This is a genomic window from Variovorax trehalosi (assembly GCF_051216415.1).
Lineage (GTDB): Bacteria > Pseudomonadota > Gammaproteobacteria > Burkholderiales > Burkholderiaceae_C > Variovorax.
The window spans coordinates 222,472-238,089 of the sequence record NZ_JBPJZG010000006.1; the positions used below are offsets into that span (position 1 = coordinate 222,472).

General features: G+C 65.4%; 7 protein-coding genes and 1 pseudogene. 1 reads left to right on the top strand and 7 read right to left on the bottom strand.

The features are described from left to right. Nucleotides 1–45 precede the first annotated feature (45 nt). Complete coding sequence (locus tag ACSFA7_RS23075) at nucleotides 46–459, bottom strand: hypothetical protein (RefSeq protein ID WP_435501520.1); 414 nt, start codon at nucleotides 457–459, stop codon at nucleotides 46–48. Nucleotides 460–592: 133 nt separating this feature from the next. Here ACSFA7_RS23075 and ACSFA7_RS23080 point away from each other — a divergent pair, with 133 nt between their 5' ends. Then, on the top strand, nucleotides 593–1,441 hold the full coding sequence (locus ACSFA7_RS23080; protein WP_206177831.1) for a helix-turn-helix domain-containing protein: 849 nt from the start codon (nucleotides 593–595) through the stop codon (nucleotides 1,439–1,441). Here ACSFA7_RS23080 and ACSFA7_RS23085 read toward each other — a convergent pair. The 6 genes and pseudogenes from ACSFA7_RS23085 to ACSFA7_RS23110 form a co-directional block, all read right to left on the bottom strand. Next, on the bottom strand, nucleotides 1,347–3,605 hold the full coding sequence (locus tag ACSFA7_RS23085; RefSeq protein WP_435501521.1) for an acyl-CoA dehydrogenase: 2,259 nt from the start codon (nucleotides 3,603–3,605) through the stop codon (nucleotides 1,347–1,349). The genes ACSFA7_RS23080 and ACSFA7_RS23085 overlap by 95 nt on opposite strands. A gap of 129 nt (nucleotides 3,606–3,734) precedes the next feature. Further along, nucleotides 3,735–4,373, bottom strand: coding sequence for a hypothetical protein (locus tag ACSFA7_RS23090; protein ID WP_435501522.1), 639 nt, complete (start codon nucleotides 4,371–4,373; stop codon nucleotides 3,735–3,737). Between the two features lie 23 nt (nucleotides 4,374–4,396). Then, entirely contained in the window at nucleotides 4,397–5,518 is a 1,122-nt protein-coding gene (locus tag ACSFA7_RS23095) for a DUF2827 domain-containing protein (RefSeq protein ID WP_435501523.1), read from the bottom strand. 26 nt (nucleotides 5,519–5,544) lie between these two features. After that, nucleotides 5,545–6,696, bottom strand: a complete 1,152-nt coding sequence (locus tag ACSFA7_RS23100; RefSeq protein WP_435501524.1) for a DUF2827 domain-containing protein — start codon at nucleotides 6,694–6,696, stop codon at nucleotides 5,545–5,547. Between the two features lie 83 nt (nucleotides 6,697–6,779). Then, a complete protein-coding gene (locus ACSFA7_RS23105) occupies nucleotides 6,780–7,877 on the bottom strand; it encodes a YadA-like family protein (protein WP_435501801.1) in 1,098 nt (365 codons plus the stop codon). Further along, nucleotides 7,869–15,602: pseudogene (locus tag ACSFA7_RS23110) on the bottom strand (ESPR-type extended signal peptide-containing protein); the annotation flags it as partial. The gene ACSFA7_RS23105 and the pseudogene ACSFA7_RS23110, both read right to left, overlap by 9 nt. Nucleotides 15,603–15,618 lie beyond the last annotated feature (16 nt).

Here is a 15,618-nt window from a genome sequence, read left to right on the forward strand (position 1 = left end):
TGCCGGGTAGACGGGCGTTGCCGGCACCTCTCGCGTCGCCTGCGGTCAGGCCAGCGCCATGCCGGCGCGGCTGCGGGTGCGGCGCAGGCCCGTCCATTGCAGCTCGGCCAGCACGACCACGCACACGGCCTGCGCCAGCACCCAGGCCACGCCCAGCGCAGTGACCGCGAACATGCCGCTCACCAGCAATGCGATGCAGGCCACGGCCCAGCCGAAGTTGCCGAAGATCACGAGGCCGATCAGCGTGCGCGGCGACGTGGCGCGGCTGGCCATGAAGGCGGCGAGTGCCGCATACGCCAGCAGGAACACGCCGGTGCCCATCAGCAGCGCTGCGGGCAGCCCGGTGAGCCCTGCCAGCGCGTCGGTGAATGCCACCTGCAGCGCACCGGTCGCGGCGCAGGAGGCGGCGTCGGCCCACATCACGTTGGGCAGGAAGCGGGGGGAAGCAAAGACGGACATGTGGATCTCCTTGGGGTGGATACGCTGCAAGCCAGTCCTGCCGCGTTGGAGCCAATGATTCCGCGGGGCATGCATCGCGTCGATGACCTGGGAGGTCATGGCGCCGTGCCGGCACCACGCCAGAATGCGGGCCATGAACACCATCCGCACCACCCATTCGTCCAAGGCCAGCCAGCCTGGCGCGCGCGATCCGTTCGGCGCGCACCTGCGGCACTGGCGCACCCACCGGCGCCTGAGCCAGCTCGACCTGGCGCAGGAGGCCGAGGTCTCGACCCGGCACCTCAGCTACGTGGAAACCGGCCGCGCCGCACCCAGCCGCGAGATGGTGCTGCGCCTGGCCGAGCGGCTGGAGGTGCCGCTGCGCGAGCGCAACGCGCTGCTGGTGGCGGCCGGCTTCGCGCCGATGTACCGGCAGCGCTCGCTCGACGACCCGGCGCTGGCGTCGGCGCGCCGCGCGGTGGACCTGGTGCTCAAGGGGCACGAGCCCTTTCCCGCGCTCGCCGTCGACCGCCACTGGAACCTCGTGGCCTACAACGCGCTGGTGCCGATGCTGATGGCCGGCGCGGCGCCCGAGTTGGTGGCACCGCCGGTCAACGTGCTGCGCCTGAGCATGCACCCCGGGGGACTCGCCTCGCGCATTGCCAACTTCGCGCAGTGGCGCGCCCATCTTCTGGAGAGGCTGCAGCAGCAGATTGCCGCGACGGGCGACGCCGTGCTGCAGGCGCTGCACGACGAACTGGAGGCCTTCCCCGCCCCCAACGTGAGCCACGACGCGCCGAAGACCGACACCGACCTCTCGGGCGTGGTCGTGCCCTTTCAACTCGTCACGCCGAACGGGGTGCTGAGCTTCATCAGCACCACGACGATTTTCGGCACACCGGTCGATGTCACGTTGCAGGAACTGGCGGTGGAGTCGTTCTTTCCGGCCGATGCGCAGACGGCGGCGGCGCTGACGGAGATGGCGAAGCAAGCGGCAGGGTGAGGTTCTCGTCCTCGGCTTTCTGTGCCGCCGGGCCTTCGAAGTCGTCCACCTGGATGACCTTGTCGGCCGCCCGCAGGTAGGCCAGCGCCAGTTCCGGGTCGGGCGCCGAACGCGCGGCCTCCTCCAGCGAATTCGTGCGGCGCAGCACCTTGTTGAGCGCGGTCGTCGTGTCGCCGAGTTGCACGCCCAGCTCCATCGCGTGCATCAGGTCGCGCAGGCCGCCGGCCGCCGGTTCACTGAGGTCGGGCGCCAGGCGCTCGACGATGCGCGGATTCGTACGCAGCAGGTCCGCCAGTTCGATGAGCTGCACATCGCGCAACGGCGCCAGGTGCGCGGTGCGGCGCAGCACCAGCGCGCCGATCACGCGACGGCCGGCCGTCGGCAGGTTGGCGTAAAGATCGCGCAGGATCTTGCCGGCCTCGTCGAGCTGCAACCGGATCGCTGCCTGCGCAAACGGCAGCAGCTCGGGCGCCGCATCGACGCGATAGCGCCAGACGCACGCACTCGCCAGGTACAGGTGCGCGAGCACGTCGCCCAGGCGCGCCGACAGCAACTCCATGCGCTTGAGCTTGCCGCCGAGCATGCCCATCGCGAGGTCGGCGGTGAGCGCGTACTTGGCGCTCATGCGCGCGATGAGCCGCGCCTCGCGCGCCAGCGCTTCCGGCGGCGCACCGAGCACCGGTGCGCCGAACAGGCTGTGCCACAGGTTGACCGCCACATGCTTGCCGTGCGCGATCAGCGCCTTGCCGAGCGCGGTTTCGTCGTTCGCCTGCACGGCGGCCATTTCATCGAGCACATGCGGATGGCAGCGCACCGCCCCCTGCCCGAACACGATCAGCGCACGCGTGAGGATGTTCGCGCCCTCCACCGTGATAGCGATCGGTGCCTGCCGGTAGGCCACGCCGAGCAGGTTCGACGGGCCCGAGATGATGCCCTTGCCGCCGAGGATGTCCATGCCATGGTTGACCGCGCGGCGCCCCGCCTCGGTGAGCTGCACCTTGAGGATCGCGCTCGCCACGCTGGGCCGCTCGCCCTTGTCGAGCGCGGCGGCGGTGAAGCGCCGCGCCGCATCGCTCGCATAGAGCTCGGCCGACATCTGCGCGACCAGCCCGGCGATCGCATGGAACTTGCCGACCGGCAGGCCGAACTGCTCGCGGATCTGCCCGTAGCCGTTGCTGACGTACAGCGCCGTCTGCTGCATCGACGAGCCGAGCGCGGGCAACGAGATCGCGCGGCCCGCGGCCAAGCATTCCATCAGCATGCGCCAGCCCTGGCCGACCTGTTTTTCGCCGCCGATGATCCACTCCATGGGCACGAAGACCTGGCGCCCGTGGATCGGGCCGTTCATGAAGGCACTGTCCATCGGGCGATGGCGCCGGCCGATCTCCATGCCCTCGTGCGGCACGGGAATCAGCGCGCAGGTGATGCCCAGCTCGCGCTGGCCTTCGGGCCGGCTCTCGTCCACCGCATGGAAGGCCAGGCCCACCACGGTGGCGACGGGCGCGAGCGTGATGTAGCGCTTGTCGAAATCGACCAGGAAGCCGCGGGTCGGCTTGCCGTTGAACTCGCGCTCGACGATCACGCCGCGGTCGGGAATCGATGCGGCGTCTGAACCTGCATATGGCGACGTCAGCCCGAAGCACGGCAGCTCGCGGCCATCGGCCAGGCGCGGCAGGTAGTGCTCCTTCTGCGCGTCGGTGCCGTAGCGCAGCAGCAGCTCGGCCGGGCCGAGCGAGTTGGGCACCATCACCGTGACGGCCGTGGCCACGTTGACGGTGGCGATGCGTGCCACGACGGTCGCATGCGCGTAGTGGCCGAAGCCGAGGCCGCCGAACTCCTCGGGAATGATCATTCCGAAGAAGCGTTTCTCGCGCAGGAAGCGCCACACCTCGGGCGGCAGGTCGTGCGCCTGGTCGATGGCGTGGTCGTCGAGCATGTGGCAAAGGGTGCGCACCTCGTTGTGCAGAAAGGCCTGCTCGCGCTCCGTCAACTGGTTGGGTCCCATGGCGGCGAGCGCATCGAAATCCGGGCGCCCCGCGAAGAGCTGGCCTTCGAACCCGACGGTGCCGGCCTCCAGCGCCGCACGCTCGGTGTCGCCCAGCGGCGGCAGCGCCTTCGAGAAAGGCTGCATGGCCCATCGGCCGATCAATGAAGCCAGAGGCATGAGGTCTCCTTCGCCGCGACGGATGCGCGGATCGACCTCCATGCTGGACTTCACCGCACCCGCGCAGGGCCGGTCAAGAGCGTTCGTGCGTGTCGGATTCGGGCGCGCCCCCGCCGCCCGCAGGGTGATTCAGCGGCGCTTGGGCGCCTGTCCGGCCGGAGCCGCGGGAGCTGCTGGAGCCGACGCGGCGGCGGGCGTCGAAGGGTCCCGCCAGCCGTATTCGACGTAGCGGCGGATCACGAGGCAGCCCGGCGGCGAATCGATCAGCGAGACCGACGAGGTCGGCTCCTTGGGATCGGTGTAGACCGCGTAGATGGGCAGCAGGCGCGTCATCTGGTAGTCCTTGAGTTCCTGCTCTGCGACGCTCTGGCAGGTGAAAGGCGCGACCGAGATGCGTTCGGCCGACACAGTGCAACTGCCGCTGTCGCCGGGAATCGCGGTGATCGAGGCGGCCACGCCGGCGTTCGGGTACTGGATGCCGACCAGCGAGAACATCGGGCCGTCGTCGGGGCGCTTGCGGTCCCAGTCGAGCAGCACGTCGTGGCCGCGGCTGCCCTGCACGGTGAGCGTCGCGAGCCGCGTGATGGCGGGCAGACAGCGCTTGATGCCCACGCTGGTGGCGGCGCGCGTGAGCGTGTCCTGCGGCGCTGCGGCCGGCGCCTGGGGCACCAGCACGCCCTGCGCGAGCGCGGTGCCGGCCATGGCCCAGGCGGCCACCGTCGCCACCGCAGAGAGCAGCCGCGCGAATCGTTGTGTTGCTGTCTTCATCCGGGTCCTCTTCTCACGCGTACTCACGCGTAAAGGCTCTCGATGGCGGCGGTGTAGATGCGCACGTTCTCCTCACCCTCGGGATCGAGCTTCGCGACGAGCTGGCGTGCGCGCTCGCGATAGGCCGGCAGGTTGGCATCGTGCGTGGCAAAGGCCTCCTGCAGCGCGCGGCCACCCTCCTCGCAGTCGAAGTCGTGGTAACGGTAGCCGCAGTCGCCGATGAGGTGCGAGTTGTGGATCAGCGGGTAGCCGCCGTAGAGCGCCTCGTAGTAGAGGTAGTTCTGCCCGTTCTCCCAGTGGTGCGCGAAGACGGCGTCGACGTTGCCCGGCAGCACCTGGTACAGCGGGAAGCGCCCCTCGAAGGTGGCCAGGCCGTGCTGCACGATGTTCAGGCTCTGCGCGAAGCCGACGAACAGCGGCTTCTCCTTGAGGTGAAAGCTGTTGTAGACCCACACCCGCTCGAGCAGTCGGGGCTGCGCACGGTGCGCCGCCTCGCAGCCGAGCATGGGAATGAAGCTGGTCTTCACCATGCAGATGTTGGGCTCGAAGATGGCCACGCGCCAATGCTTGCGCCCCGGCTCGTAGTCGAAACGCTTGTCGTCCCCGGCACGCGCCATGGCCTTCTCCAGCACCATCGGGCTCCAGAGATGCGGCATCAGCCGCACCGGCGCGCGGAAGGTGCTCGCAAAGTACGGCTTGCACGACACCTCGTACTCCGGCAGCGTCCAGACTTCGTCGTAAGGCGCGCCCGAGACGAGCATGCCGTGCGGCTTGTTGAAGATCATGCGTTCGATGTCGATCACGTAGTCGTTGCCCACGCGCATCGAGACGATCTTGCCGCCGCGTTCCTTGAACGCCACCGACCATTCGCGCGCCAGCTGCGCGCTCATCTCGATCATGAGATCGAGCTCTTGCGCGGCGGTGGCCATGTCGATGATCGGCACGGGCGAATCGGCCAGGAAGTTGGTGGCGTCCGCCGGGCCGCCGTCGCCGCCGCCCGCCACCAGCACCGTGCTGGCCACGCGCGGCGAGCGCATCAGGAGCATCACGAGGAACAGGCAGTTCTGGTAGACGCCGTTTTCCCAGAGGCTCTGCTCGCCCTTGCGGATGAAGATAGAAACGCCGACCCGGAGTTTTGCGGGCATGGCTGAAGGGGAGTTCTGCATTTCGCTCATGCGGCTTTCCTCACGCCGTCGGCACGGAATGCGGGGTCGCCGCCCACGAGATGGAGCAGCCGCCGTGCATAGCCATCGATGTTTGCCTGATGCAGCGGATCGATCGCATCGAACATGCGCTGGCTGCGGGCGCGGTAGTCGTCCAGTTGCGCATCGTGCCCGCGTACCGCCTGCAGCAGCTGGTCGGTACCGGCGGCGATGTCGAAATCGGGGTAGTAGTAACCGGCATCGCGCAGCCAGGGCGAGTTGTGCACGAGCGGGTAGTTGCCGTACAGCGCGTCGAGATAGCTGTAGTTCTGGTCGTTCTGCCACTGGTGCGACACCACCGCATCGGCAAACTGCACCATGAACCCCGCGAAGTCGTGTCGCCCATGGAAGATGGCCTTGTGCTGGCGCACGATGTCCAGCGAGTTCGCCATGTAGAGCATCGTCGCGTGGTCCTTCAGGTGCAGGGTGTTGAGCACCTGCATCGAGGTCACGGCGTTCGGATCGACGCGGTAGGCACCGTCGCAGATCAGCATGGGCACGCTGCTGGACTTCACCACCGAGATGTTGGGCTCGAAGATCGCCACGCGGAAGCCGGGCTGCTCGGCGGTGCGCGGCGTGTAGCCGAAGCGATAGCCCGACGCCGCCACTTCGGTCACGCGCTGGTCCAGGAACTGCGGCGACCAGAGGTACGGGACTTCATGCACCGGGCAACGGTGCAGGGTCCGCATCATCGGTGCGAAGACGCCATCCTTGGGCAGCAGCCAGACCTCGTCGCAGCGGTCGGGCTTGCTGAAGTGGCCCTTGTCGCTGAACACGATCGGCTCGGCCAGCGCCACGAAGGGTTGCCCCACGCAATGGAAGACGGCACGCCCGCCGCAGGCGCGGAAGTACGAGAGCCATTGCACGTCGAGCGCGCCGGCCATCTCGATGACCACGTCCAGCGCATCGGTCAGCTCGCGGGCGCGACCGATGGCAAGGCCCATGGCGGACAGGTCGACCTGCGGCGGCATGGCCTGCTGGTCGCCCGCATCGACCAGCGTGACGGACTCGACAAAGTCGATGCGTTGCAGCAGCCGGGCGAGAAACAGGACGTTCTGCCCCATCCCATTTTCCCAGATGTTCTGCCCCGCGTGAGTGAGGACTGAAATACCAATGCGCATGGGGGTGAGTGTGTACCAAAAAAAATGGCTCCCGCACCATCGGCGCGGGAGCCACGTTGCTGCAGCTACTCTAGTTCAGTGGCTTATTTCCACTTCCAGCCGATGCCGGCGTTCACGCCCCACTCCTTGCCGGTGGTGGACAGACCCGCGCCCCAGGACATCTTGCCGTCATCCGACAGGGCCTTGAAGGTCAGCGCCACGGCGCTGTAGCCCTTGTAGTTGCCGAAGCCCACGCCCACGGTCTTCTCACCCGGGTAGAGCGTCGGCAGGTAGGTGCCCGACATCGCAAAGGCCATCGCCGAGCCTGAGTAGGCAATGCGCGCCACTTCGCCGACCTGGCCCTGGACCTGGTTCAGCTGCTGCACGTTGACCGCGTCGCCCGGCAGGATGCCCGGTGCCACGTTCGAGATGCGCGTGCCGCCCGGCGCCTGGCCGCCACCCAGCGTGATCTGGTTGTAGTTGACCGACCCGTCGGGGTTGGTCGCGTACTGCACGCTGCTGGCCTTGGCTGCGGTCGATGCGGCCTTCAGTTGCGCGACGTTGGTCGCATCGCTGTCGGCCGAGCCGGCCGCCACACCGGTGATCTGGCGGAACTGGCCGTTGGCTGCGTCGCCCACGGACACTGCGGCTTGCGTGCTGGTCGTGGCTCTGATGGCTGCTTCCTGCTCCGCGTTCGCACTGCCGGGGATGTAGCCGACGATGCCCGCTGCGGTCGTCGCCTTGGACCCCGCGCCCAGCGCCACGCCACCGCTTTGCGTGACCAGCGAGCCGAAGCCGATGGCCGTGCCTTGCGAGATGTTCTGCGCCTTGCTCAGCACCGTGCCGCCGGCATCGGCCTTGTCGCCCAACGCCACGCCACCGCCACCTGCGCGGGAATCGACGCCGATCGCCTGCGAGCCGGTCGCCAGGGCGCCCGAACCGATCGCGATAGCGTTGGCCCCCGTGGCCTGCGCGCCGAAGCCGATGGCGACTGCGCCGTCGGCCGTTGCCTTCGCACCGTTGCCGGCGGCGAAGGAGTTGGCGCCGCTGGCCAGCGACTGCGGCCCGATTGCCACGGCTTCCTGACCGATTGCCTGGGAGTCGGCCGCCGTCGAGTTGGCGTGGAAGTACTTGGTGCCCTTGTCGTTGATCGTGTTGACCGTCGTGCTCAGGCTGCTGATGCTGCTCGTGGCGGTGCTCAGGCCCGTGGAGGTCGAAGTCGACAAGCTGGCCAGGCCGCTGGTCGAGCCGCTCACGCTGGTGGACAGACTGTTGAGGCTGCTGTTGGTCGTGCTCAGGCCCGTCGACAGGCTCGAGATACCGCTGGTGGCAGTGCTCAGTCCGCTTGACGTGGACGTCGACAGGCTGTTGACGTTGCTGTTCGTCGTGCTCAGGCCGGTCGACAAGCTGCCGACGCTGCTGGTCACGGTGCTCAGGCCGGTCGACAGGCTGCCGATGCTGCTGGTCGCAGTGCTCAGGCCGCTCGACGTGGAGGTCGAGAGGCTGTCGATGCTGCTGGTCGCAGTGCTCAGCCCGCTCGACGTGGAGCTCGACAGGCTGTTGATGCTGCTCGTCGCGGTGCTCAGGCCCGAGGAAGTCGAGGTCGACAGGCTGTTGATGCTGCTGGTGGCAGTGCTCAGACCCGACGAAGTCGAGGTCGACAGACTGTTGACGCTGCTGTTCGTCGTGCTCAGGCCGCTCGACAGGCTACCGATGCCGCTGGTGGCGGTGCTCAGGCCCGTGGAGAGGCTGGTGATGCCGCTGACCGCAGTGCTCAGGCCGATGGACAGACTGCCGATGCTGCTGGTCGCCGTGCTCAGGCCGGTAGACAGGCTGCCGATGCTGCTGGTGGCCGTGCTCAGGCCGCTCGACGTGGACGTCGAGAGGCTGCTCACGGTGCTGTCGGTCGTGCTCAGGCCGGTGGACAGGCTGGTGATGCCGCTGGTCGCCGTGCTCAAGCCGCTCGAGGTCGAGGACGACAGGCTGCTCACGGTACTGTTGGTCGTGCTCAGGCCGGTAGACAGGCTGGAGATGCCGCTGGTTGCAGTGCTCAGGCCGGAAGACGTCGAAGTCGACAGGCTATCGATGCTGCTCGTCGCGGTGCTCAAGCCACTCGAGGTTGAGGACGACAGGCTGCTCACGGTGCTGTTGGTCGTGCTCAGGCCGGTAGACAGACTGGAGATGCCGCTGGTTGCAGTGCTCAGGCCGGAAGACGTCGAAGTCGACAGGCTGTCGATGCTGCTCGTGGCGGTGCTCAAGCCACTCGAGGTCGAGGACGACAGGCTGCTCACGGTGCTGTTGGTCGTGCTCAGGCCCGTGGACAGGCTGGAGATGCCGCTGGTTGCAGTGCTCAGGCCGGAAGACGTCGAAGTCGACAGGCTATCGATGCTGCTCGTCGCCGTGCTCAGACCGCTCGAGGTCGAAGTCGACAGGCTGCTCACCGTGCTGTTCGTGGTGCTCAGGCCCGTAGACAGGCTGGAGATACCGCTGGTCGCAGTGCTCAGGCCGGAAGACGTGGAGGTCGACAGGCTATCGATGCTGCTCGTCGCTGTGCTCAGACCGCTCGAGGTCGAAGTCGACAGGCTGCTCACCGTGCTGTTCGTGGTGCTCAGGCCCGTAGACAGGCTGGAGATACCGCTGGTCGCAGTGCTCAGACCAGACGACGTCGAAGTCGACAGGCTGTCGATGCTGCTCGTGGCAGTACTCAGACCGCTCGAAGTCGAAGTCGACAAGCTGCTGATGCTGCTGGTTGCAGTGCTCAGGCCAGAGGAAGTCGAAGTCGAAAGACTGCTGATGCTGCTCGTAGCAGTGCTCAGACCAGACGAGGTCGAAGTCGACAGGCTGCTGATGCCAGTCGAGGTAGACGTGGACAGGCTGTCGATGCTGCTCGTCGCTGTGCTCAGACCGCTCGAGGTCGAAGTCGACAGGCTGCTCACCGTGCTGTTCGTGGTGCTCAGACCAGTGGACAGGCTGGAGATGCCACTGGTCGCAGTGCTCAGACCAGACGACGTCGAAGTCGACAGGCTGTCGATGCTGCTCGTGGCAGTACTCAGACCGCTCGAAGTCGAAGTCGACAAGCTGCTGATGCTGCTGGTTGCAGTGCTCAGGCCAGAGGAAGTCGAAGTCGAAAGACTGCTGATGCTGCTCGTAGCAGTGCTCAGACCAGACGAGGTCGAAGTCGACAGGCTGCTGATGCCAGTCGAGGTAGACGTGGACAGGCTGTCGATGCTGCTCGTGGCCGTGCTCAGACCACTCGACGTGGAGGTTGACAGGCTGCTGATGCTGCTGGTGGCGGTGCTCAGACCAGACGACGTCGAGGTCGACAAGCTGCTGATACCGGTCGAGGTAGACGTCGAAAGGCTGTCGATGCTGCTGGTTGCAGTGCTCAGGCCAGACGATGTCGAGGTCGACAGGCTGCTGATGCTGCTCGTAGCAGTGCTCAGACCAGACGAGGTCGAAGTCGACAGACTGCTAATGCCAGTCGAGGTAGACGTGGACAGGCTGTCGATGCTGCTGGTTGCAGTGCTCAGACCAGACGACGTGGAAGTCGACAAGCTGCTGATGCTGCTCGTAGCAGTGCTCAGACCAGACGAGGTCGAAGTCGACAGACTGCTAATGCCAGTCGAGGTAGACGTCGACAGGCTGTCGATGCTGCTCGTAGCAGTGCTCAGACCAGACGACGTGGAAGTCGACAAGCTGCTGATGCTGCTCGTAGCAGTGCTCAGACCAGACGAGGTCGAAGTCGACAGGCTGCTGATGCTGCTGGTTGCAGTGCTCAGGCCAGACGACGTCGAAGTCGACAGACTGCTGATGCCAGTCGAGGTGGACGTGGACAGGCTGTCGATGCTGCTAGTTGCAGTACTCAGGCCAGACGACGTCGAGGTCGACAGGCTGCTGATGCTGCTGGTCGCAGTACTCAGACCGCTCGAAGTCGAAGTCGACAAGCTGCTGATGCCAGTCGAGGTAGATGTCGACAGGCTGTCGATGCTGCTCGTGGCCGTGCTCAGGCCAGACGACGTGGAAGTCGACAAGCTGCTGATGCCAGTCGAGGTAGATGTCGACAGGCTGTCGATGCTGCTCGTAGCAGTGCTCAGACCAGACGAGGTCGAAGTCGACAGGCTGCTGATGCCAGTCGAGGTAGATGTCGACAGGCTGCTGATGCTGCTGGTTGCAGTACTCAGACCGCTCGAAGTCGAAGTCGACAAGCTGCTGATGCTGCTCGTAGCAGTGCTCAGACCAGACGAGGTCGAAGTCGACAGGCTGCTGATGCCAGTCGAGGTAGACGTGGACAGGCTGTCGATGCTGCTCGTGGCCGTGCTCAGGCCACTCGACGTGGAGGTTGACAGGCTGCTGATGCTGCTGGTTGCAGTGCTCAGACCAGACGAGGTCGAAGTCGACAGACTGCTGATGCCAGTCGAGGTGGACGTGGACAGGCTGTCGATGCTGCTCGTCGCGGTGCTCAGGCCAGTGGACAGGCTGGAGATGCCACTGGTCGCAGTGCTCAGACCAGACGACGTCGAGGTCGACAGGCTGCTGATGCCAGTCGAGGTAGACGTCGACAGACTGCTGATGCTGCTGGTTGCAGTGCTCAGGCCAGACGACGTGGAAGTCGACAAGCTGCTGATGCCAGTCGAGGTAGATGTCGACAGGCTGTCGATGCTGCTCGTAGCAGTGCTCAGACCAGACGAGGTCGAAGTCGACAGGCTGCTGATGCCAGTCGAAGTGGACGTCGACAGGCTGTCGATGCTGCTGGTTGCAGTGCTCAGGCCAGACGACGTCGAGGTCGACAGGCTGCTGATACCGGTCGAGGTAGACGTCGACAGGCTGTCGATGCTGCTGGTTGCAGTGCTCAGACCGGACGACGTCGAGGTCGACAGGCTGCTGATACCAGTCGAGGTAGACGTCGACAGACTGCTGATGCTGCTGGTAGCAGTGCTCAGGCCCGACGACGTCGAGGTCGACAAGCTGCTGATACCAGTCGAGGTAGACGTCGACAGGCTGCTGATGCTGCTGGTAGCAGTGCTCAGACCAGACGAGGTCGAAGTCGACAGGCTGCTGATACCGGTCGAGGTAGACGTCGACAGGCTGTCGATGCTGCTGGTTGCAGTGCTCAGGCCAGACGACGTCGAGGTCGACAGGCTGCTGATACCAGTCGAGGTAGACGTCGACAGGCTGTCGATGCTGCTGGTTGCAGTGCTCAGGCCAGACGACGTCGAGGTCGACAGGCTGCTGATACCAGTCGAGGTAGACGTCGACAGGCTGTCGATGCTGCTGGTTGCAGTGCTCAGGCCCGACGACGTCGAGGTCGACAAGCTGCTGATACCGGTCGAGGTAGACGTCGACAGACTGCTGATGCTGCTGGTAGCAGTGCTCAGACCAGACGAGGTCGAAGTCGACAGGCTGCTGATACCAGTCGAGGTAGACGTCGACAGGCTGCTGATGCTGCTGGTAGCAGTGCTCAGACCAGACGAGGTCGAAGTCGACAGGCTGCTGATGCCAGTCGAGGTAGACGTCGACAGACTGCTGATGCTGCTGGTGGCCGTGCTCAGACCGGACGACGTCGAGGTCGACAGGCTGCTGATACCGGTCGAGGTAGACGTCGACAGGCTGTCGATGCTGCTGGTCGCAGTGCTCAGACCAGACGACGTGGAGGTCGACAGGCTGCTGATGCCAGTCGAGGTAGACGTCGACAGGCTGCTGATGCTGCTCGTAGCAGTGCTCAGACCAGACGAGGTCGAAGTCGACAGACTGCTGATGCCAGTCGAGGTGGACGTGGACAGGCTGTCGATGCTGCTGGTTGCAGTGCTCAGACCAGACGACGTGGAAGTCGACAAGCTGCTGATGCTGCTGGTTGCCGTGCTCAAGCCGCTCGACGTGGAGGTCGACAGGCTGCCAATGCTGCTCGTAGCCGTGCTCAGGCCAGACGACGTCGAAGTCGACAGGCTGCTGATGCTGCTCGTAGCAGTGCTCAGGCCGGACGACGTCGAAGTCGACAGGCTGCCGATGCTGCTCGTAGCAGTGCTCAAACCAGACGACGTCGAAGTCGACAGGCTGCTGATGCTGCTGGTGGCTGTACTCAGGCCACTCGAGGTCGAGGTCGACAAGCTGCTGATGCCAGTCGAGGTAGATGTCGACAGGCTGCTAATGCTGCTAGTGGCCGTGCTCAGGCCAGATGACGTCGAGGTCGACAGGCTGCTGATGCCAGTCGAGGTAGATGTCGACAGGCTGTCGATGCTGCTGGTGGCAGTACTCAGACCGCTCGAAGTCGAAGTCGACAAGCTGCCGATGCTGCTCGTAGCAGTGCTCAGACCAGACGAGGTCGAAGTCGACAGGCTGCTGATGCCAGTCGAGGTGGACGTGGACAGGCTGCTGATACCGCTAGTCGCAGTGCTCAAACCGGACGACGTCGAGGTCGACAGGCTGCTGATGCCAGTCGAGGTAGAAGTCGACAGGCTGTCGATGCTGCTGGTGGCCGTGCTCAGACCACTCGACGTGGAGGTTGACAGGCTGCTGATGCTGCTGGTCGCAGTGCTCAGACCAGACGATGTCGAGGTCGACAGGCTGCTGATACCGGTCGAGGTAGACGTCGACAGGCTGCTGATGCTGCTCGTAGCAGTGCTCAGGCCAGACGACGTCGAGGTCGACAGGCTGCTGATACCGGTCGAGGTAGACGTCGACAGGCTATCGATGCTGCTTGTGGCAGTGCTCAGACCGCTCGACGTCGAAGTCGACAAGCTGCTGATACTGCTGGTGGCAGTGCTCAGGCCAGAGGAGGTCGAGGTCGACAGGCTGCTGATACCAGTCGAGGTAGACGTCGACAAGCTGCTGATGCTGCTCGTGGCCGTGCTCAGGCCGGACGACGTCGAGGTCGAGAGGCTACCGATGCTGCTGGTCGCCGTGCTCAGGCCAGACGAGGTCGAGGTCGACAGGCTGGAGATGCTGCTCGTTGCAGTGCTCAAGCCAGACGACGTGGAAGTCGACAGGCTGCTGATGCCACTCGAGGTAGATGTCGACAAGCTGCCGATGCTGCTCGTCGCAGTGCTCAGGCCAGAGGAAGTCGAAGTCGAAAGACTGCCGATGCTGCTGGTCGCAGTGCTCAGGCCAGACGACGTGGAAGTCGACAGGCTGCTGATACCGCTCGAGGTAGACGTCGACAGGCTGCCAATGCTGCTCGTCGCAGTGCTCAGGCCAGAGGAAGTCGAAGTCGAAAGACTGCTGATACTGCTGGTGGCTGTACTCAGGCCGGACGACGTCGAAGTCGAAAGGCTGCTGATACCAGTCGAGGTAGACGTCGACAGACTGCCAATGCTGCTCGTCGCTGTGCTCAGGCCAGAGGAAGTCGAAGTCGAAAGACTGCTGATACTGCTGGTGGCTGTACTCAGGCCGGACGACGTCGAGGTCGACAGGCTACTGATACCGGTCGAGGTAGACGTCGACAGGCTGCCAATGCTGCTCGTCGCAGTGCTCAGGCCAGAAGAAGTCGACGTCGAAAGACTGCTGATGCTGCTCGTCGCTGTGCTCAGGCCAGAGGAAGTCGAAGTCGACAGACTGCTGATGCTGCTGGTGGCCGTGCTCAGACCGGACGACGTCGAGGTCGACAGGCTGCTGATGCTGCTGGTTGCAGTGCTCAGCCCCGACGACGTCGAGGTCGACAGACTGCTGATCCCGCTCGAGGTAGACGTCGACAGGCTGTTGATGCTGCTCGTGGCCGTGCTCAGGCCGCTCGACGTCGAGGTCGAGAGACTCGTGATGCTGGTCGAGAGGCTGGTGTTGCTGGTGCTCAACTGCGCCACGGTCACCGCGTCCTGCTGTGCCGCGCCATCGGCCAGGTTGGTGATGCGTCGCGTTGGCGTGGCGCCGGACGCCCCCACCGAGACTTCCGACGCCGGAGCTGCCGTGCCGGTCATGTAACCGGTACCGGTCGGCGAAGTCGCGGCGGTGGTCGAGCCCGCACCCAGCGCAACCGAGTTGTTGGTCCGCACCAGCGCTCCAGCGCCCAGGGCGACGGCGTTCACGCCCGTGCCTTGAGCCCCCTGCCCCATCGCGATGGCACCCGACTGGGTGGCATTGGCGTTGGTGCCCAAGGCGATCGCACTGGTATTGGTGGCATTGGCCTGGTCGCCCAGTGCGACGCTGCGCAAGCCCGATGCCTTGCTCTGGTTGCCCACCGCCACCGCGGCGAAATTCGACGCGACGTTGCCGACCCCCAGTGCCAGGGAATTGCCGCCGCTGGCGTTGGCAGCATTGCCGAACGCGGAGCTCGAACCGCCTGTGGCTCTGGCGGTGACGCCAATGGCCGTGTCCTGTGTTCCCGAGGCCAACGCACCGTTGCCGAGTGCCGTGGCGTCGGTATTTGCTGCGTTGGCATTGACGCCAATCGCCGTGCTGGTGCCGACGCTCGCCTTCGCGCCGTTGCCGATGGCGGTAATGCCGCTCCCGCTGCCCGAAGCATTGGCCCCATCGCCGATGGCTATGGAAAATAGGCCGTTGACGACGGCGCCGCGGCCGACCGCGACACCCGAGGTGGCTGTCGCGGCTACCGAAGACTGTCCGCCGATGGCAATCGAGTCGGCTGCAGCCGCCGAAGCGCCACCAACGGAATTCGTCCCAAGCGCCGTGGCGCCAGCGCCGGAAGCATTGGCCGCGCGACCGATGGCCGAGGAAAAATCTCCGCTGGAATTGGCGCCGGAACCGACCGCGACGCTGCGATTTCCGGAGGCGGTCGCGCTGGTGCCGAGCGCCAGGGCATTGACGTTGCTGGCTGTTGCGGCATAGCCGAACGCGGCGGATGTCGCGCCCGTGGCCGTCGCAATCGTGCCGAATGCCGTGGAGCCGCTTCCCGCGGCATTGGCCGAATTGCCGAACGCCGTGGAAGGGGCCAGGCCGCTGGCGTCGCCAACGGCCCGTGCATTCGTACCAAAGGCCATGTCGTTGCCAAAGGCG